This window comes from uncultured Thiocystis sp., from assembly GCF_903866365.1.
Taxonomy (GTDB): domain Bacteria; phylum Pseudomonadota; class Gammaproteobacteria; order Chromatiales; family Chromatiaceae; genus Chromatium.
In genome coordinates, this window is record NZ_CAIPNF010000107.1 from 1 (window position 1) to 23380 (window position 23380).

The window sequence follows — 23380 nt, forward strand, 5'->3', positions numbered from 1 at the left end:
GGAAAGGTGAAGGCGACCGGCTGACTGTAGAAGCCGCCGAGGATGATCTCGCCGCCGCGCGCCAGGCGGGCGATCAGGCTGTCGAGGATGGCGGAATCGCCGCTCATGTCGCAGATGGAACGGTAGTCCCGGCGCGGGTCGTCGTCCGGCGCCAGCACCTCGTACCCGTAGCCCTCGGCGCCCTGTCTCCGCTCGGGATTGGTCTCCCAGACCACCGGCCGGCTGCCTTCCCCCAGCGCCGCGATGCGCGCCAGCAGACGTCCGAGCACGCCGTGTCCGACGATCAATTCGACATGGGGCGAGGCGGGGCCGGCGATGGCATGATAGGCAGTCGCCGCCAGCGCCATCAGCACGGACTGTTCGCCGAATTTTTCGTCGACCGGCACCATCCGACTGCCCGGCGCGACCACGCGCGAGGCCGCGCCGCCGAACAGACCGCGCACCTCGCCATAACAGCGCGCGCCCGGCACGAAGACCCGCTGCCCAACCGTCAGCCCGGCCTCCGGACCGGCGAAGATAACGCGACCGACGGATTCGTAACCGGGGACGAGCGGATAGCCCATGCCGGGAAAGTCCGGCATGCGACCCGACCAGAGCAGGCGTTCGGTGCCGGTGCTGATGCCGCTCCATTCGATATCGACCACGACATCGGCGTCGCCCGGCGGCGTGAGCGCGAGCCGCTGGAGCGAGAGACGTTCGGGTTGTTCGAGGACGACGGCGAGTGCTTCGAGAGTCGGCGTATCGGGGTTCAAGATGTGGGCTCGACAAGTTGAATCGGACGGATTCGCCAGTTTAACGAAAGTTGAGTGTCAGTCTAGGGTGATAGGGCGGGATATTGATCTGGGTTGATAAAAAACCGCAAGCGTCGAGGACGGAAAATCGCTGCGTTTCACTGGGTCGTGTCAGGATCGGCTGGCGGTTTGTTCTCGCCCAGTGGTCTGTAAACCTCATCGTCGTTACGTTTTCCGATCACCAGGATCCGCACATCCGGAAATCGCCTAACCCGCGCGCAGTGCCAGCAGAAGCTGGGTCAGAATCGGTCGACAGGTCGCACCTGACGGATCCGCGCAAATCGCCTGATCGCGCGCGGACGCTGGCGCATCGGCGCCCATATAGGCCCAGTACTCCTTTACGCAGGGCCAACCGGCGATCAGGAATCCGCACGGAGGTATTGATTGACTATGGAACGCGCGCAGCGCCGCCAGCGGCGCTCAAGGAGTCAGGATGAGCGGTCAGGCCGCCCGCTGAGCCAGGTTCTTCGGCATGATGTGGCGCGACTCGGCCATCAGCACCTCGGCCAGTTGATCGCGGCCCGGACAGGCCGGAATCGCGTCGACCGCACCCTTGACCAGTTGGCGGAGCCGAGCGATGGCGCCATCGACACCCAGCTCGCCAGCCGCGCTCGGGCGGTTGAGCAGTGCATCCCGGCCAACCGGTTTGCCGACTTCCTGAGCGCTCGCGGCCACGTCGCGGAGATCGTCCGCGACCTGATACGCCTCGCCGATGCGATCGCCCACCACCCGCCAGACGTCCGCGTCCGCGCCCGCCACCTGGGCGCCGGCCGCAGTGGCCGCGGCGAACAGGGAGCCGGTCTTGGCGCGGTGATAATCCTCGACCGAGACCTGCGGCTCGCATTCCCAGGCTTGACCCGCGGTGATCCCGAACGGCATGCCCACGGAGCGGCTGACGGTCAACAGCAGCGGTCCGAGACGCTCGGGCGTCGCGGCAAGACTGCGCGCCAGATGCTCGAAGGCCAGGATAATCAGGGCATCGCCGGCCAGCACGGCCAGCGGTTCGCCAAAGGCGCGATGCACGGAGGGCATGCCGCGCCGCAAGGGCGAATTGTCGAAACAGGGCAGATCGTCATGCACCAGCGAGGCACAGTGCAGCAGTTCGATCGACGCGCCGACGGCATCGGCCGCCGCGAAATCGCGGCTGCCGCACGCGGCGGCGACCGCGAGACAGAGGCGCGGGCGGACCCGGGCGCCACTGGGAAACACAGCATGTCGGACCGCTGCGGTCAGGCGAGGCGGACAACCGGCGATCGCCACCGTGTCTATTGCAGCGGACAAGGCCCGCTCGATTCTCGTTGCGGCATCCATCGGTGATCCCCCGGTAACCGTCTTCATTTGCAAGGATTAGTTGACACTTAATTGTGTCATGTACAATAGACATCAATATCCGATGCGTCAATGCGAATCAAGGGAGACAGCGATCCAATGCCCATGGAAACAGTCGTCATTATTGGTGCCGGCATGGGGGCTAACGACCGCGGTCCCGCTTGCCGCCCGCGGACTCCAGGTCCGGGCCATCGAACGCGCCGCAACGCCCGGCGGAAAGATGCGCGAGGTCCGCGTCGGCGATCAGCGGATTGACGCCGGACCCACGGTCTTCACCATGCGCTGGATCTTTGACGAACTCTTCGCCAACGCCAACGCCTCGCTGGACGATTATCTGCGGCTGCGGCCATTAAACCCATCGCGCGCCATGCCTGGAACGAGCGGGAGCGGCTCGATCTCTTTGCCGACCGGGAACGCTCTATCGACGTGATCGGCGACTTCGCCGAGCTGGATGGGGTAAAGGATACCGCGCCTTTTGTGACCAGTCCAAAGCGATCTACGAGACCTTGGAAAACGCCTTCATCCGCGACTCGCGACCGAGCGTCCTGAGTCTGATCGGGCACCGAGGGGTCCGAGGACTGGGCAATCCGAGTAGCATCAAGCCTTACGCAAGCCCCTGGCAATCCCTGGGCGTTCAGTCAAACGCCTATTAAACCGCGTCCACCGCGCCTCGCGGCAGGCGCGGTGTAGCGCGCATCCCAGCCAGCACACGACAGCCGCGTCCGGCACGGCTATCGTTCATTCAGCGCAGACTCAACGCCCGCTCACGCTCTTCAAGCTGCTCAAACAGTTCCAGCACCCAGATGACCCGATTGCCAGCGCGGGGGGATGCCGCATTTTTCGGCGTGGCGGCAACCACCGCGTCGACCAGAAAGCGCGTCTCCGCCAGGGCAGGCGCGGAGACATAGCGCGGCGTCAGCACCACCGTGCCTAGGATCGGCGCCAGCAGTTGCAATTTGCGCGGCACCGGCACCACGGCGCGACGGGAGATGGAATCCAGTCCCTGCCGCTCCACCTGTCGCCCAATCTCGGAGTAGAGATACCGCGCGGCATTGATCCCCGCCCGACAGTTCATGGGCAGTCCGGCGATCCCGGCATCCGAACGCTGATAGAGCGTATCCGCTGCCCGCAGCAGACGCTGGACCACAGACGCCAGCGATGCGTTGAAGACGGGATGCTTGAGCCATTCGTCGGGATCGATCCCCGCCTCGCGCATCCACTGCCGGGGCAGATAAAGCCGACCGTTGCGCGCATCCTCGCCGACGTCGCGGCAGATGTTGGTGAGTTGCATGGCCACGCCCAGATCACAGGCACGGGCGACCAGTTCCGCCGACCGCGCGCCCATCAGGGTCGCCATCATGGCGCCGACCGTGCCGGCGACCCGCGCCGAATAGTCGTATACCCCTGACAGATCTTCGTAACGACGCCCCTCGGCATCCCATTGGAAGCCTTCCAGCAAGGCTTCGAGCAGACGCTTCGGCATGGCGAAATTCACCACGACATCGGCCAGGGCACGATCGGCCGGATCGTCGCTCGGACAGCCGTCATAGATCCGGTCCAGCCGCTCATGGAGCATGGCCAGGGCGGCGGCTTGGGCCACCGGATCGCCCTCGACGCAATCGATGGCATCGTCGGCGATGCGGCAGAAGGCATAGAGCGCAATGGCCGGATCGCGGAACCGCTGTGGCAACAGGAAGGAGGCGGCATAGAACGAGCGCGAGCCGCAACGCAGCAGGTCGCGACAGGCGGCGATATCGGCCGCCGAGGCATGAGCGGTCGATGAAGCGATTGGGTTAGACATAAGTTGAGGCATCGGGCACCACCGTATCGAGGACACGGGCCGACGACAGGACACCGGGTACACCCGCCCCCGGATGCGTCCCCGCACCGACCAAATAAAGCCCTTCCACCTCTTCGCTCTTGTTGTGCGGGCGGAACCAGGCGCTCTGCATCAGGATAGGCTCAAGACTGAATCCTGCCCCATGGTAGGACAAGAGGCGGTCCTGGAAATCCTGGGGGGTCGTGACCCGCGAGGTCACGATCTGATCTTCCAGCCCTGGAAGCATCGTTTCACTAAGATAGCGGGCGATCCGGGCGCGGTAGGGTTCGGCCGCGGTCGCCCAGTCGGTCCCGCCGCCCAGGTGGGGTACCGGGGCCAGCACATAGAAGGTATCGCAGCCCTCCGGGGCCAGGCTCGGATCCGTCGCCGTTGGGCGATGCAGATAGAGGCTGAAATCCTTGGCGAGCGTCTTGTGCTTGAAGATATCGTCCAGCAGCTCGCGATAGCGGGGGCCGAGCATGATCGTGTGGTGCTTCACGTCGGGATACTGGCGTTTGGTGCCGAAATACCAGACGAAGAGCCCGCAGGAATATTTGGCACGGGCGATGCGCGGGTCGGTCCAGCGTCGCCGATGCGCGGCGGGCAGCAGTTTGCGATAGGTATTGGCGACGTCGGCGTTGGAAACGATGACCGGGGCTGCAATCTCCTCGCCCGAGGCCAGTCGCACCCCGGTCGCCTTGCGATCCTTGACGAGGATCTCGGCGACTTCTTCCTGGTAGCGAATCGTTCCGCCCTGCCCTTCGAGCAGGCTGACCAAGCCCTTGACAATCGCGCCGGTGCCGCCGATGGCCGAATGCACACCCCATTTGCGCTCCAGGAAGGAGATCAGGACGTAGATGGAGGTGACGGTGAAGGGATTGCCGCCGATCAGCAGCGGATGGAAGGAAAGCACCTGCCGGATGAACGGATCCTTGATGTACTTCGACACCATGCCGTAGACGGTGCGGTAACTCTCCAGCAGGGCCATGTCCGGGACGATGCGCGCCATGTCGGTCCAGGAGGTGAAGGGGATATGCCCGAGTTGCTCGAAGCCGATCTTGCAAACGGCTTCGCTCTTTTTCATGAAGCGGTCGTAACCATCCGCGTCGACGGGCGAAAATTGCCGAATCTGGGCCTTGACCGCCTCGGCGTCACCGTTGTAATCGAAGATCCGACCGTCGTCGAAGCGAATCCGATAGAAGGGATTCATTAATTTGAGTTCGATCTCGTCCGCGAAGACTCGCCCGCAGAGGCCCCAAAGCTCATCGAGCAGGAAGGGCGCGGTAATGATGGTCGGCCCGGCGTCAAAGGTGAAGCCATCCTGTTGGTGAACGTAAGCGCGCCCGCCAGGAGCATCGAGGCGTTCGAGGACGGTGACCCGATAGCCGCGCGCGCCCAGGCGCACTGCGGCGGCCAGGCCGCCAAAACCGCTGCCGATCACGACTGCGCGTGGTTTGGTCCGATCGGAATTCATCTTGGGAACGTGGGAAGCCGCGAGTGTCAAGTCTGCATTACCTAATTCTATGTCAATACAGATTGACAGTATAGCAGGATCCTTGCCGTGTCAGCCCGGTGTTCGCCTCAAAGATTGACAGATATCAGTCGCGAGGGCATCTCAGCGTCTTGCAAAAAGACCATGGAGCGTCAAGTGGATCGCATTCCGGTCGAGCGGAAATCTGCGAGGATCGCGACGCTGTTCAGGATTGCTCAAAAAGCCCCAGACGCGCGGCAATCCGCCGCACGACCGTGGCGACGTCAGCGGGCTGTTCCTCGTGGGCCAGATGCCCGAGGCCGGGCAGGGTCATCAGCTCCGCGCTCGGCAGACGCTCGCACACCCGGCTTGCCTCGCGCGGCGAGACCGTCAGATCCCCCTCGCCCACCACCAGATACAAGGGCGTTTGCAGATGCCCCAGATCCCGCTCGATGCGCGTGAGATCCCAGTTGGCCATCATGGAGAGAGTGGACCGGATATGCGATGGATAGCGGATCAAACGCTGGTAGAAATCGACGCCGGCCGGCGTCAGGGTCGAACCGGTACTCGCGACCAGACGCTCGATCTCGCGTCGATTGCCCGCGCGCCAGGCGAAGACGCGCGACACCAGCGCGTTACCCGCAAGCAACTTGGCCGCGGGCGAGAACACATGCGCCGGCAGACCGCGCCAGGGCATGAGCGCGCCGTTCAGACTGATCAGACCGCGAGGTGCAATCCTGCCTTCCAGACAGAGCTGGAGCAGAATCGCCGCCCCCGCCGAATGCCCGAGCACCAAATCCGGGGCGACCCCCAGCGTCTCGATCAGATCGCCGATGGCCGCCGCCATGCCGGGCAGGGACATGCGCTCGTAGGGTGGCGCCGTGGTGAAACCATGACCTGGCAGATCCGGTGCAATCAACCTGAAGCGATCAGCCAGCATGGGCGCGAACTCACGCCAGGAATGCGTCGCTGCCCCCGTGCCATGGAGCAGCAGGAGCAATGGACCCTCGCCCATCTGCTGGACATGCCAGCGCAGACCGCCCGCCGACACGAAATGACTGAATTCCCGGTTCGGCCAATCGCGACCGTCCCGTTCCCAACAGGGGGCCTCATGCAGTGACATGCGACATCCCGCTCTTTTCGCGAATCGCCAACATCGGTCTCACCCTGTCGTTAACGCGGCTTAAAACTGGCGCATGCGGATATTGAGCGTCTGGATCCGATAGGCGATCTGGCGCGGGGTCATGTTGAGCAGGCGCGCGGCCTTGGCCTGGACCCAGCCTGCCTCTTCCAGTGCGGCGATGACCCGTTCGCGCTCGTCCAGGTCGGGGTCGTTGAGATCGATCGGGCTGGCCGGCGCGGCGGCGCTGGTCGTGGACGGAGAATAATCCGCTCCGGCGGCGCTCGCGTCGATCCCGGTCAGATTGATGACATCCCGATCGATGATGCCCTGCTCGCTCATGACCGCGGCGCGCTCCATGCAGTTTTCCAGCTCGCGAACGTTACCGGGCCAGTCGTGCCGCATCAGGATGCGTAGCGCACTGTCGGTGATTTCGAGTTCGCGGCCCTGCAGGCGGGCGACCTTGTCGACCAGAAAACGCGCCAGATCCGGGACATCCTCAATGCGCTCGCGCAGCGCGGGCATGCGGATCGGCATGACGTTGAGGCGGTAATACAAGTCCTCGCGGAACTCGCCGGCGCGCACTCCAGCCTCCAGATCGCGGTTGGTGGCGGCGATCACGCGCACGTCGACCTTTAGCGTCCGTCCGCCGCCGACACGCTCGAACTCGCCTTCCTGCAACACCCGCAACAGTTTGGCCTGGAAAGCGGGTGTGATTTCGCCGATCTCGTCGAGGAAGAGCGTACCGCCGTCGGCCTGCTCGAAGCGACCCTTGCGCAGACTGACGGCACCCGTGAAAGCGCCTTTTTCGTGCCCAAACAGCTCGGACTCCAGCAGATTATCCGGCAGCGCGGCGCAGTTGAGCTTGATGAAGGCCGCGCGCGCGCGCGGCGAGTTGTAATGAATGGCGTTGGCGATCAGCTCCTTGCCGGTTCCGGACTCGCCCCGGATCAGCACCGTGGTATTCCATTTGGCGACCTGACGCACCTGATCGAAGACCAAGCGCATGGCGTTCGCGCGCCCGATGATGCTGTCGAAACCGTGGCTGCCCTTGACCTCGCGGCGCAGTTTATCGCGCTCCTCGCGCAGCGCCTGCTGTTCGGCCTCGACGCTGCGGGCGAGACGGACCGCCTGTCCGATCAGGTTGGCGACCATTTCGAGAAAGCGCGAACGGTCCGCGAGCAGACCTTCTCCGGCGGGCGGCTGGGCGGCGAAGACACCGATCGCGCCCTCCTCGCCGCAGCGGATCGGGACGCCGATGAAGGGGAGTTCCCTGTCATAGAGGTTCAGACGATCCAGAAAATTCGGTTCGTCGGCCACCCGCGGCAGAATCCAGGGCGCGTTGGTGGAAAGAATGCGCCCGATCACGCCCTCGCCTGGCTGATAACTGACCTTTTCAAAAGGTTCTGCGTCCTTGCCGTGGATGGCGCTGATCAAGAGCTCGCCGCGCTCTTCGTCGAGCAGACAGACCAGTCCGTGACTCAGCCGGCCCTGATCGTGTAGAACGCCGAGTACCTCGCGCAGGGTCTGGCGCAGATTCAACGAACGGCTCAACACGCTGCTCACCTCGAACAGCGCGGCCAGTTGGGATTCCAGCAGGGCCAGGCGCAGGGAGTTTTCAGCGTTGCCGAAATCGGCGACAGGAGAATTCATGGCTCGCTCTGGCACGATTATTCGTCCGGTAGCACGGCGGTCAGGGACACGCGGATCAAACAGCCGTCGGTTTGCTCGGGATCGACTTCGATCGATCCGCCATGGGCGTTGGCGATTTCCTGGGCCAGCGCGAGCCCCATTCCGGCCCGACCGCGACGATTGCGCCAGCCGATCACGAAGGGCTCGAAGACCCGGTAGCGATCCTCGGGGGCGATGCCGGGACCATTGTCCTGGACTTCAATCTCCACGCTGTTGTCCAGACGGCGGGTGCTCAGGCGCAGCTCGCGCTGCGGACGGCTGGATTCGCGCAGCGCCTGGATGGCGTTATCGATCAGATGCTTGAACAGCGAGCGCAACTGGTTCTGGTGGCCGGGCAGTTCGGGTAGGACGGAGGCCGGCTGCCAGTCCACTACGATGCCGGTCGCCAGCAGGCGTTCGGTCTCCAGTTCGAGCACCTGACGCAACAGTGCATTGACATTGACCATGACCCCGGCCTCGCGCGGTCCCTCGGGCAGGGCCGCGTTCAGGGTGGCCAGCGCCCGGGCACCCGAGTCGCTGATCTGGTCGAGCATTCCCGCCAGGGTCTCCACGTTCCCCGCGCCGCTGCGCAGCATGCCGGCGGCGGCGTTGATGACGTTGAGCGGTACCTGAATCTGATAGATGGCCGCCGCCAGCGCCTCGCGCATGCCGTGCATCAATTGCTGTTCGGCCAGGCTGGCACGCAGATGCTCCAGTTGCGCGCGCTCGATCTCGCGGCGACGTCCGGTGACCTCGTTGGCCAGCAGCAGCAAGCGGCGCTCACCCTGTGCCTGTTGACCGAAAAAGCTCCGCGCCGAGGGGTCGGATTCGTCGACCGGCGTCCCCGAACAGGAGAACCAGCGCGGTCCCGGATGCCCGTGGATATCGATGCCGACCTCGACATTCTTGAAGCCGTGGCCATCGAGACAGGCCGCGAAGGCGTCCATGCCGAGCTGTTCGCCGATGGCGACGCGCAGCACGTCGACCGGCTCCTTGCCGCGCAGATCGCCAAGCAGTGTTTTGTATTCCTGATTATCGAGGATGACCCGACCCTCGCTGTCGAGCAGCACGACCAGCACGGGCGCGGCATCCAGGACCGTCTCGATGCGCGCCTTTTGCTGACGCAGGGCACCTTCCAGCTCGTGCACCTTGGTCACGTCGCGGTGCATGCCGAGGAAATACTGGAGTCCGCCATCGTGCCCGAGAACCGGAGAGATGATCAGCTCCGCCAGGTAGTCGCCGCCCTGCTTGGTGCGGTTGACCAGGGTACCGGTCCAGGTCTGTTTGCGCTCGATGGTCCGCCACAGATGCTCGTAGACCGTGGCCGGGGTCGCGTTATTCGACAGGATCGCCTCGTTCTGACCCAGCACCTCCTCGCGGCTGTAGCCGGTCAGGGTCTCGAAGGCCAGGTTGGCATAGAGGATGGTGGCCTTGGCGTCGGTGATCGAGATGGCGATCGGCGACTGCTCGACCGCCGCGAAGAAGAGCCGGGGTGGCAGCGGGTAGGAAGGATTGTCGCCCATCAGGGACAGCGCCTCGATCAATTCCGGCGGTGTGCCTTCAGGCGGCGAAGCGAGAAAGTCACTCAGCGCGTTGATCACGGCCTGCTGGACGGGCTCCGGGGCATGTCGAACGGGCACGGCGTTCTCCTGGTATTTTAAACCGCGTCCAGCGTGTCAGACGCGGTTGCGGATGACTCCAGCCTCGCGGGTCGCCCACGATACACGGCGGGACGCGGTTTAAAAGATGAAAAAATTTAGGCAAGAAACAAACCGGATTGCCTTTTCGTCACGAGTGCTTGAGCGCAAGCGACGGGAAAAGACGCTGTGAGTTTTCCAACAATCGCACTGCGCTGCAACAAAAATTCTGTTGCCGTCATGACAGAACGACGTCGCGGGAAGATCGATTGTCGCCTTCGGCATGAACCGCGACTGGCCGTTTCAGCGCGTCGACCCGTTCAAGCAAGCCTTTGTTTCGACAACTCCGGGTGCCTGCCTCTCCACCCTGGAGGTCACCGGGATACACGCACGGCACGCCTGCCGAAATCGCTGGCATCGCCCTTGCATCCCCTGACTCATCAAGTTTGACGCACAGAGACATATTTCAAGATGGGCGAGTATCTCATGCTGATCCTCGGCACCGCACTGGTGAACAACGTGGTGCTGGTCAAGTTCCTCGGGCTCTGTGCCTTCATGGGGGTCTCCAGCAAGATCGACTCGGCACTCGGCATGGGGCTGGCGACGACCTTTGTCCTGACTCTCGCCTCGGTCGCCGGCTGGCTTTTGGAGCATTTCCTGCTCGGCCCGCTGGACATCGGGTTTCTGCGGATTCTGACCTTCATCGTGGTGATCGCCGCCGTGGTGCAGTTCACCGAGATGGTGGTGAAGAAGATGTCGCCGACACTCTATCAGGTGCTGGGGATCTATCTGCCGCTCATCACCACCAACTGCGCCGTGCTCGGCGTCGCCCTGTTGAACGTCCAGGAAGAGCACGGATTTCTCGAAAGCGTCCTCTATGGCTTTGGCTCGGCGCTCGGGTTCACCCTGGTCATGATCCTGTTCGCCGGTCTGCGCGAGCGTCTGGCGCTGGTCCAGGTACCTGCCGCCTTCGCCGGAACGCCCATCGCCTTCATCGTTGCCGGCCTGCTGTCGCTGGCCTTCATGGGCTTTGCGGGGTTGGCGTGATGGATTGCACCCCAGGACACGCCATGCTAACCACTGACCAACCGAGGGCATCGCAGACATGTTAGCCGCCATTGCCAGTCTCACCACACTCAGCCTGATCCTGGGCTGGCTACTCGGTGTCGCCGGGCGTTATCTCAAGGTCGAGGGCAATCCGCTGACCGAAAAAGTGGCGGCCCTGATGCCCGGCTCGCAATGCGGTCAGTGCGGTTATCCGGGCTGCGCACCGGCGGCGGAGGCCATCGCCTCCGGCACCGCTCCGGTCACGCTCTGTCCGCCCGGCGGCCGTGCCCTGGCCGAGGAACTGGCGAGCCTGCTCGGGGTCGCCGTGGATCTTGCCGGGGTCGCCGAGAAACCGCCGACGATCGCGCACATCCACGAGAACCTCTGCGTGGGCTGCACCAAATGCTTCAAACGCTGCCCGACCGACGCGATCATGGGCGCGAACAACATGATCCACAGCGTTTTCGCCGACGCCTGTATCGGCTGCGAGCTGTGCTTCGAGGTCTGTCCGACCGAGTGTATCGAGATGCGCCCGATGACCGCGACACTCCAGACCTGGTTCTGGCCCAAGCCCTTGGCTCTGGCGGGATGAATGCGATGAAACTCTTCAAGATCCGCGGCGGCGTCCACCCGGACGATCGCAAGCAACTGGCGGCTGGGCAGGCCATCGAGACCCTGCCCATGCCGGCGCTGCTGCATATCCCGCTACAGCAGCATATCGGCGCGCCCGCCAGCCCGGCGGTGCGACGCGGTCAGCGGGTCGCCAAGGGCGATCTGATCGCGCAGGGTCAGGGCATGATCTCCGCCCCGGTGCACGCGCCCACCTCCGGGCGCATCGTCGGCGTTGGCAGTTATCCGGCCCATCATGCCTCGGGTTTGTCGGTGCCGACCGTGACCCTTCAGCCCGACGGCGAGGACCGCTGGTCGGATCAGATCAAAGGGGTCGCCGATCCCTTCGCGCTCGATTCGGACGACATCGCCGCGCGGGTGGGCGCGGCCGGGATCGTCGGGCTGGGCGGGGCGACCTTCCCGGCGGCGGTCAAGCTCAATCTACGCAAGAAATACAAGCTGCACACCCTGGTCATCAACGGCGCCGAGTGCGAACCCTATCTCACCTGCGACGACCGCCTGATGCGCGAGCAAACCGACGCGGTGATCGATGGCATCCGCATCATGGCCCACGCGCTGGGCGTCGCGCGGATCGTCATCGGCATCGAGAACAACAAGCCCGAGGCGCAGGCCGCGATGGCCAGCGCCGCCTCGGTCCATCCGAATATCCAGATCGCCCGCCTGCCGACCCGCTATCCGATGGGATCGGAAAAGCATCTGGTCCAGACCCTGACCGGACGCGAGACCCCGGCGCGCGGTCTGACGGCGGATATCGGCGTGGTGGTCCATAACCCGGCCACGGCCTTTGCCGTGCATGAGGCGCTGCGGTTCGGTTATCCGCTGGTATCGCGGGTGGTCACGGTCAGCGGCGGCGCCATCTCGCGACCGCGCAATCTGCGGGTGCCGCTGGGGACGCGGGTGCAGGATCTCCTCGATTATTGCGGCGGGTTCAGGGAAGAACCGGCGCGACTGCTCAGCGGCGGCCCCATGATGGGGCAACCCCTGCCGAGTACCCGTGTCCCCATGGTCAAAGGCAGTAATGGCGTGCTGGCGCTGACGGCCGCAGAAACCAACCTGCGCGAACCCATGCCCTGTATCCGCTGCGGCAGTTGCGTTCAGGCTTGTCCCTGCGGGCTGGTGCCGCTGGATCTGGCCGCGCACACCCGCACCGGCGAGCTGGAGGGGGCGGTCAGCCGAGGGTTGATGGACTGTATTGGCTGCGGCTCCTGTGCCTATGTCTGTCCGGCGCACATCCCGCTGGTGCAATTTTTCAACTACGCCAAGGGCGAGATGGCCGCGCGCGGTCGCGCCAAACAGAAGCAGGCCGAAACCAAACGGCTGATCGAACAGCGCACCGCGCGGATCGAGGCGATCCAGCGGGCCAAGCGCGAGGCCATGGCGGCGCGCAAGCGCGAGGCCGACGCCAAAAAGAAGGCGGCGGCGGAGCTGTCCACGGACAAGCCCACGCCCTTGCCGACCCCGGCGTCGGCAGTCGAAGCGGAGGCATGAAATGAGCATCGAGACACCCGCGCCCAACGCCGGACCCTTCGCCCACGAGCGCGTCAGCATTTCCCGAACCATGGGACTGGTGATGCTGGCACTCTTGCCGGCGACGGTTTTTAGTCTCTGGCAATTCGGCTGGCCCGCGATCTATCTGTTCCTGGTGACCCTGGTCACCGTCCTGCTTGCCGAGGCGGCCTGTCTGCGGATCGCCGGCAAACCGATCCGACCCTTTTTGCTCGACGGCTCGGCGGTGTTGACCGGCTGGTTGCTGGCGATGACCCTGCCGCCCTGGGCGCCCTGGTGGACCGGCGTGGTTGGCGGACTGATCGCGATCATTGTCGCCAAACAGGTGTTCGGCGGCATCGGCCAGAACCTCTTCAATCCGGCGATGGTCGCGCGGGTTGCGCTGCTGATCTCCTTTCCACTGGAGCTGACCCGCTTCGTGAACCCCGCGCCACTGTTCGCGGCCGGCAGCCCGGACTGGCTGCAAGGATTGGCGATCACCTTTGGCGGACAGTCGACCGATGCCTACTCCGGGGCCACTCTGTTAGGGCATGTGCGCACCGAACTGGCGCAGGGACACGTCCTCTCGGAGATCCTGCCCGGTCTCTACACGCCGCTGACGGATGCCGTGGGCACGTTCTCCGGCAGCCTGGGCGAGGGCTCCGCGCTGCTGATCCTGCTCGGCGGGCTGTTCCTGATCGCCAAGCGCGTCATCACCTGGCATATCCCGCTCGCGATGCTCGGCACGCTCGCGCTGATCGCGACCCTGATGCACGTCATCGATCCGGAACACTACACCGGGCCGCTCTATCATCTGGTGTCCGGCGCGACCCTGCTCGGCGCCTTCTTCATCGCCACCGATCTGGTGACCTCGCCGGTTTCGCTGCGGGGCCAGATCCTTTTCGGAGCGGGTTGCGGCCTGCTGGTCTATGTCATCCGCACCTGGACCGGCTACCCGGAGGGGGTCGCCTTCGCGGTGCTGCTCATGAACGCCTGCACCCCCTTAATCGATCATTATGTCCGCCCCCGCGTCTACGGTCGCAATCGCAAGGGCAGCCCCATCGAATACGCCGATGAGCTTGAGGTCAGCCGATGAGCGCACTGGCATGGTCCAACTTCCGCCAGGGCATCGGCTATCAGGGCCTGCTGCTTGGCGCCACCGTGGCGCTCGCCGCCACCTTGCTGGTCGTCGCCGATCGGATGACACGCGAGCCCATCGCCCAGCGCCAGGCCGAGGATATGAACGCATCGCTGGAGCAGGTCATTCCGTCGGCGCTGCACGAGAACGACCTGCTGGCCAACACCCTCACCCTGAACGACGCCAGCGGCACCCAGACACTGGTCTATCGGGCGCTGGTCGGGGGACAAGTCACCGCAGTCGCCTTTCAGGTCACGGGCAACGGCTACGCCGGCGAGATCGCGGTCATGCTCGGCGTCGGAGCCGACGGTAAGGTTCTGGGCGCGCGCGTCCTCTCGCACAAGGAGACGCCAGGGCTCGGCGACAAGATCGAGACCGCCAAGAGCGACTGGATCCTGACCTTCGACGGGCTCTCGCTCGGCAACCCGCCGGCGGAACGCTGGGGCGTCAAGAAGGATGGCGGCGACTTCGATCAGTTCAGCGGGGCCACCATCACCCCGCGCGGGGTGGTCCGCGCGCTCAAGGGCGGGCTGGAGTTCTTCGCCGCCCATCGCGACGAGTTCATCGCTCAACCCGCGCTTCAAGCCAGCGGCACCCCACTGACAACTGACAACTGACAACTGACAACTGTCCTAAAGAGACCGGCAGCCATCATGACCACAGCGACAGACAAGACAGCAGGCATCCAATGGGGCCGGATCGTGCGCGACGGCCTCTGGTCCAACAACGTCGTTCTCAGCCAGACTCTGGCGCTCTGTCCGACACTGGCAGTGACCGGCACCGCCACCAACGGACTCGGCATGGGGCTGGCGACCACGGCCGTGCTGGTCGTCTCCAATATCCTGGTGTCACTGATCCGCAACCTGGTCACGCCGGAGGTGCGCATCCCGGTCTACATCGTGGTCATCGCCACCCTCGTCACGCTGGTGGATCTCGGACTCAACGCCTATGCCCATGAGCTGCATAAGGTGCTTGGCCTCTTCATCGCCCTGATTGTGGTCAATTGCGCCATCCTCGGACGCGCCGAATCCTTTGCCTCGAAAAACCCGGTTGCGTCCTCAGCGCTGGATGGGCTCATGATGGGGCTCGGATTCACGGCCATCCTGGTGGTACTCGGCGGCGTGCGTGAAATCATCGGCAGCGGCACACTCTTCGCGGGTGCCTCACTGCTGCTCGGGCAGGCGATGTCCTTCCTCGAACTCACGCTGATCCCGAACTATCGCGGCTTCCTGCTCGCCATCCTCCCGCCCGGCGGCTTCCTGGCCCTGGGCTTTCTGCTCGCCGGCAAGCGGGTCATCGATGCGCGCGCGGCAGCGGCCAAACGGCGTGAATCCTTGGCCTTGAAGACGGCTTAACCGGAGGTCATCGATCCCATGCACATCGGCGTCGCCTACTCAGACAAATTCAAACAGACCTGGCTCAAACTGGACGTACCGGATGACAGCACGGTGCGGGATGCGATCGAACGCTCCGGCCTGCTCAACCAGTTCCCGGACATCGATCTCGCGAGCAACAAGGTCGGCATCTTCGGCAAGATCGTCTCGCTCGACGCCCGCTTGAGCGACGGCAACCGGGTCGAGATCTACCGACCCATCACCGCCGACCCGGAAACCGTCGAGCGACGCGACCGGGACACGGATGCAGAGGATTAGATCTCAACCCCTCGCTGCCAGCAGCGAAGCGAAGAAGCCGAGCACCACTCGGCAATCCCGAGCGGATGCGCTAACATTCCGTCAGGATGTTGGATACAATCCGGCGCTTCGGATTACAGACTCCAACAGCGTCATTCTCGGGAGCCATCGTCCCGTCCCCTGCCCTGGATGGATCCTCGCCCAGTCGCTGAACTCGCCGGGCGCGCTTCCGCGATGTCTCCGGAGAACGGAACGGGCGTCCCATCGCGCGGACCGGCTCCCTCATCGAGGATTCCCCAACATGGCCACGACCAACGGCCCACGTCACGGCAAAACCGGCAAACCCATCGACAGCGCCAAGCTCGACCGCGTCGTCGCGGACGCGCGCAAGGCCGGCGAGGAGCGCGCGGCGGGTTATCGCGACCAGGCGCTGAAGCTCTATCCCTGGGTTTGCGGGCGCTGCGCGCGGACCTTCACCCGCGAGAACCTCCGCGAGCTGACGGTCCATCACAAGGATATGGACCACGACAACAATCCGCCCGACGGCAGCAACTGGGAGTTGCTGTGTCTCTACTGCCACGACAACGAGCATCAGAAGTACGAGGAACATCTCGCCGCGCTGGCCGCCGGTCGCGGCGGCGCCCGTGGCGGGACTGGAATACAGACGACGCATAACCCCTTCGAGGCGCTCGCCGGCCTGCTCAAGAAGAGCGATTAGGGCTGCGATATCACGGCACTCGTGACGCCGCGGCGCGGCGTCACGGGCCATTTCCCAAAAAGCGTTTCCCACCTGGATCCAATGCCGACCTTCAGTGCGATTCGTGATCCATTGGAGAACAATTGAGCGGGATCCTTTGTTTCGGAAATCACCTTAAAACGCCCAACGCCCCTCCCCAGGAGTCCCCGACCCGCATGTCCCCGCATCTTTTTTTTGCCTCCGCCCCGAAGCACATGGGCAGTCTGCTTGCCGAGGAACTCATCCGGCTCGGCATGCCCGATGCCACCGAAACACGCGGCGGCGCGCGTTTCTCGGGCAGCCTGGAAGACGGTTATCGAGCTTGTCTCTGGTCGCGGATCGCCAATCGAATCCTGCTGCCATTGGGCCAGTATCCGGCCAGCGGACCCGATGATCTCTACGCGGCGGCGGCGGACATTTGCTGGGAGGATCATCTGACGCCGGAGCGCACCTTCGCCGTCCAGTTCGACGGCGACCTGAAGGGCATCAATCATCCGCACTTCGCCGTGCTGCGGGTCAAGGATGCGATCGCCGACCACTTCATGAGTCGACTCGGGCGGCGTCCGAGTGTCGATCAGGATCATCCCGACCTGCGGATCCATGTCTATGCTCATCAGGACACCGTCGGCATCAGTCTCGACCTGTCCGGCGACTCGCTGCATCTGCGCGGCTATCGGGACGAAGGCTCGGCGGCCCCGCTGAAGGAAAATCTCGCCGCCGCCCTGCTGCTGCGCGCCGGCTGGTCGGAGATCGCCGCCGAGGGCGGCGCGCTGCTCGATCCCATGTGCGGCTCGGGCACGCTGGTCATCGAGGGCGCACTGATCGCGGCGGACATCGCACCCGGACTGCTGCGCGAGCGCTTCGGCTTCCACGGCTGGACCCAGTTCGATGACGCGGTCTGGCAACGCCTGCTCGACGAAGCCCACATCCGTCGCGACGCCGGTTTAAAGCGACTCGGCGCGCTGCGCGGTTACGACCAGAATCCCAACGCGATCCGCGCCTCCATCCACCATCTGGCACGGGCTGGACTCGCCGGGCTGGCGCATTTCGAGCGGCGCGAGTTGTCGGATTGCCGACCCGGCCGGGTCGAGGACGAGGGCCTGGTCATCGTCAATCCGCCCTATGGCGAGCGGCTGGGGGAGGAGGACGAACTGCCGGCCCTCTACGCCCGCCTGGGCGCGGTCCTCAAGGATCGCTTCCTCGGCTGGCGCGCGGCGCTCTTCACCGGCACCCCAGATCTGGGCAAGTACATGGGCCTGCGCGCGGTCAGAATGCACACACTCTACAATGGCCCCATCGAGTGCAAACTCCTGCATTTTCAGGTCGAACCGCGTTATTTCGTCACCAACCAGCCACGCCCCCTGCCGCCGGAAGCGCGCAGCCCGAGCGCCGAGATGCTTGCCAACCGGCTCAAAAAAAACCTGAAGGCGTTGCGCAAATGGCAGCGCGACGAACAGATCGACTGTCTACGCCTCTATGACGCCGATCTGCCCGAATACGCGCTGGCCGTCGACATCTATGCCGGCGAACAGCGCTGGGTGGAGGTGCAGGAATACGCCGCTCCCGCCACCATCGATCCCAAGAAAGCCCGTCACCGCCTACGCGAGGCGCTGGGTCTGATCCCGGAGGTTCTTGAAGTGCCCGGCGAACAGGTCTACTTCAAGGTGCGTCAACCCCAGAAGGGACCAAAGCAATACGAGCGTCTCGACGAAACCGGCCATTTTCACGAAGTCGCCGAAGGCGGGCATCGCTTCCTGGTCAATTTCGAGGATTATCTGGATACCGGCCTGTTCCTCGACCATCGCGACGTGCGCCGCCTGATCGGCACGCTGGCGGCGGGCAAGCGTTTCCTGAATCTGTTCGGTTACACCGGCACGGCGACCGTCTACGCGGCCAGGTCTGGCGCCCTTTCCAGCACCACGGTGGACATGTCGAATACCTATCTCGACTGGGCGCAGAGCAATCTGACCTTGAACGGGATCGATCTGGAGCAACACGAATTGGTCCAGGCCGACTGTCTGCGCTGGCTGGACCGCACGGCAGGCCGACGACAGTACGACCTGATCTTTCTGGACCCGCCGAGTTTTTCGACCTCCAAGCGCATGTACGGCACGCTCGATATCCAGCGCGACCATGTGAGCCTGATCCATTCCACGCTGCGCCTGCTGGAGCCGGACGGGACGCTGATCTTCTCCAACAACCTGCGCCGCTTCCGCATCGATCTGGACGGACTGGCGGGGCTGGAGGTGACGGACATCAGCGCCGAGACCCTGCCACGGGATTTTGCCCGGAATCCGCGGATCCATCATTGCTGGAAGATTGCGCGGTTGTCGAAATCGCCCCAAGCGTTTATGGTTGCGCGTTCAACCGCATGAGCCATACGGCTCGCCCAATCATGACAGCGATGCTGCCGGCCCTTGCGCCAGCCTGCCCGCGCCAAAGGATCGGATCCCGCCGCACAACATGATCCAAACTCAGACATGCTTGAAGTAACGAAGCTGGAATGCCGGCGCGGCGACCGGCGGCTGTTCTCCGACCTGGATTTTGCCCTCGGCGCCGGCACCCTGCTGCATGTGCGCGGGCGCAACGGCAGCGGCAAGACTACCCTTCTGCGCACCCTCTGCGGTCTCTTTACCCCGGATGCCGGCGAGATTCGCTGGCAGGGCGAATCCATCCGTCGTCTGGGCGAGGATTACCGGCGGGATCTGCTCTATTTCGGCCATCTGAACGGCATCAAGGGCGATCTGACCGGTATCGAGAATCTGGCGGTCGCCGCCACCCTCGACGGCGACGACGTACACCGACCCGCCATCTGGGAGGCGCTCGAACGCATCGGGCTTGCGGGTTTCGAGGATCTCCCCACCCGCATGCTCTCCCAGGGTCAGAAAAAGCGCGTCGCGCTGGCCCGACTTATCCTGACCCGCTCCCGGCTCTGGGTGCTCGACGAACCCTTCACCGCGCTGGACGTCGATGCCGTGACCCTGCTCCAAAGCCTGATTTCGACGCATGTCGACGCGGGCGGACTGGCGGTTTTGACGACGCATCAGGAAGTTCCGCTGACCTCGGGTCAGGTCGAACGTTTGGATCTGGGGAACTGAAGCGTCATGTTGCGAGTCTTCTGGTGCATTCTCACGCGCGACCTGACGCTCGCCCTGCGCCGGCGCACGGACGTGCTGACCACGCTGTTTTTTTTCGTGATCGTGGTAAGCCTGTTTCCGCTCGGCGTCGGCACCGAGCATCAGGTACTGCGCATCCTCGGCCCCGGCGTGGTCTGGGTGGCCGCGCTGCTGGCCTCGATGCTGGCCCTGGAGCGACTGTTCGCGGCGGACTACGACGACGGCACACTCGAACAGATGCTGCTGACGGCCCAGCCGCTGGCGTTGCTGGTGCTGGCCAAGATTGCCGCCCACTGGCTCCTGACCGGCCTGCCGCTGGTGCTGATCGCTCCCCTGGTCGGCATGCAGTATCACCTGTCAGAAACGGCCATCGGCGTCATGATGCTCTCGCTCCTGCTCGGCACCCCGGTCCTGAGCCTGATCGGCGCTATCGGCGCGGCCCTCACGCTCGGCCTGCGTGGCGGCGGAATCCTGTTGTCGCTGCTGATTTTGCCGCTGTATATTCCGGTGCTGGTCTATGGCGCGGGCGCGGTGGAGGTCAGTGTCATCGATTTGTCAGATACCATGCCGTATCTTACGTTGTTGGGGGCATTTCTGATGGTGGCCTTGATCTTTGCTCCGGTTGCCTCGGCGGCGGCGTTGCGGATTTCCATTGAATAGTATTCTTTCAAGATCGGACCTAAATCATGGGCACAAGAACTGTCCGTCTCGACGATGAAGCCGAGAAAACGCTGGAGCGTCTGCGCAATCTAACCGGGATCTCCATCTCGGAAATCCTGAAGCGGGGCCTGAGCGCCTACGAGACTGAGGCGGTCACGCAGGCGCATCGCAAGCCATACGATATCTACTGCGAGCTTGCTCTTGGTGAAGGTGGCTACGCAGTCGCTCCAGCGAGGGAATCCAAGCGCGCGGTTGCGGATGCGATTCGTCGGAAACAACCGTAATGATTCTGGTCGATACTGGCTTCACCACCGATCGGATTCAGCAGGGGCACCGTCAGGGCGCCTTCGAGCTACTTTCATGAAGCCTCGCGCCAAACCTCGGCTCCTCACTACCACTGGCTCTACTCAATGACCTTGAACTGGTTCAAATTCGCCTCCCCTCCCTCGTTCTACCCGATCGCCGGACGACTCATTCCCGTGTTCTGGATTTTGACGGTCATTCTGCTCCTCGTCGGCCTCTATTGGGGTTTCTTCGAGACGGTCGACCGGCTCGGCGGCAACAATCCGCAGAAAGAGTATTACCGCATCATCTTTATCCATGTGCCCTCGGCCTGGATGTCGATGTGGCTCTATATCGTCATGGTCGGCTGGGCCGCGATCGGGCTGGTGTTCAACACCCGGCTGTCGTTCATGATGGCCAACGCGATCGCGCCGACCGGGGCCATCTTCACCTTCCTGGCGCTCTGGACCGGCGCCTTCTGGGGGCGCCCGAGCTGGGGCACCTATTGGGACTGGGATCCGCGACTAACCTCCGAACTGGTGCTGTTTTTCATGTATATCGGTTACCTGGCGCTGCATTCGGCCATCGACGATGTCCGCCGCGCGGATCGCGCCTCGGCCCTGCTCGCGATTGTCGGGCTCATCATGGTCCCGGTCATCTTCTGGTCCATCAACTGTCCGGACCCGAACCAGTGCGCGGCGCTGCATCAGCGCTCCGGCCTGGGCCGCATGGACGGCAACATCCTCTTTGCGATGCTGACCATGACCCTGGCCTTCTGGATGTATTCATTCGCCACCACCTTCATGCGTCTGCGCGGCATCATCCTGACGCGCGAAGCGGAGAGCGCCTGGGTGCGCGAACTCTTGACCGACGGAGATAAGGCATGACCGAATTCTTCTCGCAAGGCGGCTATGCCTTTTTCGTCTGGGGCGCCTACGGCATGGTCGCGCTCCTGCTGCTGGCCGAAATCCTGCAACTTCGCGCGGAACGGCGAACCATTCTGTCTCGTCTAGGTCGATTGATTCGGATGCGTAGGGAGGATGGACGGTAGTTCAGTTGGCAGTTGGCAGTTGGCAGTGGCTGGCGAAGGTGTGCAGAGCAGAAGCCTTACCCTGTGGCGGGGGGCATCGGGACCAAGATCGCCTTTCATCAGGCTTCCGAATTCTGCTGACCAGCAGCCCCGCCGGGTACCACGCGGGAAGACGCGATACGCCATCTTGGAGATTAGGGCAGTTCCGTCTAGTACGGCAAACGTAGAATCTGTCTAGCGTGGTAATTACGGATTTTGTCTAACTCACTCTTAGCGGTTCGGAAAATTAGGAAATCATGACCACAAAAAAACTGATCGGTCTTATTGGTTCCATCTTTCTTTGCATCGGGGTTTTTGCGCCTATTGCGAGCGTTCCAATTATGGGGGATGTGAACTATTTTCAAAATGGTAGAGGTGATGGCTCAATCGTCTTGGTTTTGGCTTTAATTTCTTTAGTTTTGGTACTGGCAGAAAAATACAAGGGGCTTTGGTTTACAGGCATTGTAAGCCTTGGCATCATGCTTTTTACATTCATTAACTTTCATTCAAAAATATCTCAAGTAAAAGCAGATATGGAATCAGAGCTTGCAAGCAATCCATTTCGTGGTTTGGCAGATGCAGCAATTCAATCCGTCCAGCTTGAATGGGGTTTTGCATTACTCATTGTCGGTGCTGTCTTGGTAATTGCGAGTGCAGCAATGAGGGTTGAGAGAGAACGAGAAGCCGCATTGGCGCAAGGCAATAAAGCTGAATCAGAATATCGACGTAGAGCAAATCATTGTATGCGCATTTTGCAATCTAAAGGATATCAGTTTATTGCTACAAAAAGCGGATCTGGATGGATTGTCAACAAACCATCAGGTGGCTTTGAGGCAATTGAATCTCTCGAAAAACTGGAGAAATACGCGAAATCGAGAATTTAAATATGGAATAGCGAGGTAGGATGGGTTAAGCGACCGGGGAAACATCGAGGTCAAAACATCGGGATCAAGTCTTACAATCAAATATTGGCCTGAAAATCGGTTAAAGAGCGGACCCCGCTGACGGTGCGGTGCTCATTCCGAAACGTCGTACCAGTAGGATCGCTTAACCGTCACGTCAGCCATACAGGGGAGAAAATATGCGCTTTATCTTTGCTGCATTTTTGCTTGCCGGAGCTGCTGGTCCAGCCAACGCGACCTTCTTAAGCACCGATCCATCAACCGTTTGCAGCTACCTGACAAATAGTGGCTTAGCTACAAGAGGCTGGAAAAACCAATACGACAACGAGTTTGGCTGTTCCTCTCCATACAAAGATATTGGCACAGGTGCGCCGCTTGCGAATAATTTGGCATTTTACGTTGAGGGCGGCCCCTCAGAAGCCAAGCTCGTAAAGCTGGTACTAAATATCAACAATAAGGCTTTGGCAGCATCAGCCTATGCAGAGCTTCTAAAAGCCGCTCAGGCTCTCAGCCCCAAACTCACCGGAAAAAAGTTGCCATCCGAGATATCAAGCGCAATCACGAATGGAAAGAAAGCATCGGCTAATGCTGGGGTCACACAAATCGAGGTCATGCGAATAGACTGGCCAACAGGTAAAGGCCATGAAGTCAAGGTATTTTTCCAAGAGTAGTAGCTAACAAGTCACTCCAGCCGAAGATGGTTTTGCTCTCGCTCAACCGGCTCGGCTTAAGTACTTCAACAGAATTAACTGTAGAAAGCCACTAATTATTAACTTGGCTATAAAAAATACAAACCGCTATCGATTAAATTAACTCTAATAATAAACTTAATTATAATCGACGCCA

At 62.6% G+C, this 23380-nt stretch carries 24 protein-coding genes; 17 read left to right on the forward strand and 7 right to left on the reverse strand.

The window, feature by feature from the left end:
- Window positions 1-752, reverse strand: a 752-nt coding sequence (gene bchC / locus QZY07_RS06505) for a chlorophyll synthesis pathway protein BchC (RefSeq protein ID WP_295400820.1), incomplete at its 3' end; no start/stop codon positions are given.
- A 480-nt stretch (window positions 753-1232) separates the two neighbouring features.
- Window positions 1233-2102 (reverse strand): polyprenyl synthetase family protein, encoded by an 870-nt coding sequence (locus QZY07_RS06510; protein ID WP_295400822.1) that lies wholly within the window; start codon window positions 2100-2102, stop codon window positions 1233-1235.
- A gap of 82 nt (window positions 2103-2184) precedes the next feature.
- On the opposite strand from QZY07_RS06510, the gene QZY07_RS27325 reads away from it, so the two are divergent.
- Window positions 2185-2550 (forward strand): NAD(P)-binding protein, encoded by a 366-nt coding sequence (locus QZY07_RS27325; protein ID WP_363183833.1) that lies wholly within the window; start codon window positions 2185-2187, stop codon window positions 2548-2550.
- A gap of 312 nt (window positions 2551-2862) precedes the next feature.
- On the opposite strand, the gene QZY07_RS06525 is transcribed toward QZY07_RS27325, so the two are convergent.
- From QZY07_RS06525 to nifL, 5 genes are all read right to left on the reverse strand, one after another.
- Entirely contained in the window at window positions 2863-3921 is a 1059-nt protein-coding gene (locus QZY07_RS06525; RefSeq protein WP_295400824.1) for a phytoene/squalene synthase family protein, read from the reverse strand.
- Window positions 3914-5413 (reverse strand): phytoene desaturase, encoded by a 1500-nt coding sequence (locus QZY07_RS06530; protein ID WP_295400826.1) that lies wholly within the window; start codon window positions 5411-5413, stop codon window positions 3914-3916. Before QZY07_RS06530 ends, QZY07_RS06525 begins: the two co-directional genes overlap by 8 nt.
- 223 nt (window positions 5414-5636) lie before the next feature.
- On the reverse strand, window positions 5637-6533 hold the full coding sequence (gene bchO, locus QZY07_RS06535) for an alpha/beta fold hydrolase BchO (protein ID WP_295400829.1): 897 nt from the start codon (window positions 6531-6533) through the stop codon (window positions 5637-5639).
- A gap of 60 nt (window positions 6534-6593) precedes the next feature.
- On the reverse strand, window positions 6594-8183 hold the full coding sequence (gene nifA, locus QZY07_RS06540) for a nif-specific transcriptional activator NifA (RefSeq protein WP_295400831.1): 1590 nt from the start codon (window positions 8181-8183) through the stop codon (window positions 6594-6596).
- Window positions 8184-8200: 17 nt separating this feature from the next.
- Entirely contained in the window at window positions 8201-9841 is a 1641-nt protein-coding gene (gene nifL / locus QZY07_RS06545) for a nitrogen fixation negative regulator NifL (RefSeq protein ID WP_295400832.1), read from the reverse strand.
- 468 nt (window positions 9842-10309) lie between these two features.
- Here nifL and rsxA point away from each other — a divergent pair, with 468 nt between their 5' ends.
- The 16 genes from rsxA to QZY07_RS06625 all read left to right on the forward strand — a co-directional run bounded on the left by rsxA (window position 10310) and on the right by QZY07_RS06625 (window position 23205).
- A complete protein-coding gene (rsxA, locus tag QZY07_RS06550) occupies window positions 10310-10885 on the forward strand; it encodes an electron transport complex subunit RsxA (protein ID WP_295400835.1) in 576 nt (191 codons plus the stop codon).
- A gap of 58 nt (window positions 10886-10943) precedes the next feature.
- On the forward strand, window positions 10944-11477 hold the full coding sequence (rsxB, locus tag QZY07_RS06555) for an electron transport complex subunit RsxB (protein ID WP_295400837.1): 534 nt from the start codon (window positions 10944-10946) through the stop codon (window positions 11475-11477).
- Window positions 11478-11482: 5 nt separating this feature from the next.
- Window positions 11483-13003, forward strand: coding sequence for an electron transport complex subunit RsxC (rsxC, locus tag QZY07_RS06560; RefSeq protein ID WP_295400840.1), 1521 nt, complete (start codon window positions 11483-11485; stop codon window positions 13001-13003).
- A gap of 1 nt (window position 13004) precedes the next feature.
- Complete coding sequence (locus QZY07_RS06565) at window positions 13005-14096, forward strand: RnfABCDGE type electron transport complex subunit D (protein WP_295400842.1); 1092 nt, start codon at window positions 13005-13007, stop codon at window positions 14094-14096.
- The gene (gene rsxG / locus QZY07_RS06570) at window positions 14093-14755 is read left to right on the forward strand and encodes an electron transport complex subunit RsxG (RefSeq protein ID WP_295400844.1); all 663 of its coding nucleotides are present in this window, start codon (window positions 14093-14095) and stop codon (window positions 14753-14755) included. The genes QZY07_RS06565 and rsxG overlap by 4 nt, the downstream gene beginning before the upstream one ends.
- Before the next feature lie 36 nt (window positions 14756-14791).
- Window positions 14792-15493, forward strand: a complete 702-nt coding sequence (locus QZY07_RS06575) for an electron transport complex subunit E (RefSeq protein ID WP_295400846.1) — start codon at window positions 14792-14794, stop codon at window positions 15491-15493.
- An 18-nt stretch (window positions 15494-15511) separates the two neighbouring features.
- Window positions 15512-15790, forward strand: coding sequence for an RnfH family protein (locus QZY07_RS06580; protein ID WP_295400849.1), 279 nt, complete (start codon window positions 15512-15514; stop codon window positions 15788-15790).
- Window positions 15791-16070: 280 nt separating this feature from the next.
- Entirely contained in the window at window positions 16071-16487 is a 417-nt protein-coding gene (locus QZY07_RS06585) for a YajD family HNH nuclease (protein WP_295400851.1), read from the forward strand.
- 194 nt (window positions 16488-16681) lie between these two features.
- The gene (gene rlmKL / locus QZY07_RS06590; RefSeq protein ID WP_295400853.1) at window positions 16682-18880 is read left to right on the forward strand and encodes a bifunctional 23S rRNA (guanine(2069)-N(7))-methyltransferase RlmK/23S rRNA (guanine(2445)-N(2))-methyltransferase RlmL; all 2199 of its coding nucleotides are present in this window, start codon (window positions 16682-16684) and stop codon (window positions 18878-18880) included.
- Between the two features lie 105 nt (window positions 18881-18985).
- Window positions 18986-19603: a cytochrome c biogenesis heme-transporting ATPase CcmA gene (gene ccmA / locus QZY07_RS06595; RefSeq protein ID WP_295400855.1), complete on the forward strand. Its 618-nt coding sequence runs from the start codon at window positions 18986-18988 to the stop codon at window positions 19601-19603.
- 6 nt (window positions 19604-19609) lie between these two features.
- A complete protein-coding gene (ccmB, locus tag QZY07_RS06600) occupies window positions 19610-20281 on the forward strand; it encodes a heme exporter protein CcmB (protein ID WP_295400858.1) in 672 nt (223 codons plus the stop codon).
- 26 nt (window positions 20282-20307) lie between these two features.
- The gene (locus QZY07_RS06605; RefSeq protein ID WP_295400860.1) at window positions 20308-20565 is read left to right on the forward strand and encodes a ribbon-helix-helix protein, CopG family; all 258 of its coding nucleotides are present in this window, start codon (window positions 20308-20310) and stop codon (window positions 20563-20565) included.
- A gap of 126 nt (window positions 20566-20691) precedes the next feature.
- Entirely contained in the window at window positions 20692-21450 is a 759-nt protein-coding gene (ccsA, locus tag QZY07_RS06610) for a cytochrome c biogenesis protein CcsA (protein ID WP_295400862.1), read from the forward strand.
- Complete coding sequence (gene ccmD, locus QZY07_RS06615) at window positions 21447-21614, forward strand: heme exporter protein CcmD (protein ID WP_295400864.1); 168 nt, start codon at window positions 21447-21449, stop codon at window positions 21612-21614. The genes ccsA and ccmD overlap by 4 nt, the downstream gene beginning before the upstream one ends.
- Window positions 21615-21889: 275 nt before the next feature.
- The gene (locus QZY07_RS06620) at window positions 21890-22516 is read left to right on the forward strand and encodes a hypothetical protein (protein ID WP_295400866.1); all 627 of its coding nucleotides are present in this window, start codon (window positions 21890-21892) and stop codon (window positions 22514-22516) included.
- A gap of 197 nt (window positions 22517-22713) precedes the next feature.
- On the forward strand, window positions 22714-23205 hold the full coding sequence (locus tag QZY07_RS06625) for a DUF6030 family protein (protein ID WP_295400868.1): 492 nt from the start codon (window positions 22714-22716) through the stop codon (window positions 23203-23205).
- The last annotated feature ends 175 nt before the right edge of the window (window positions 23206-23380 follow it).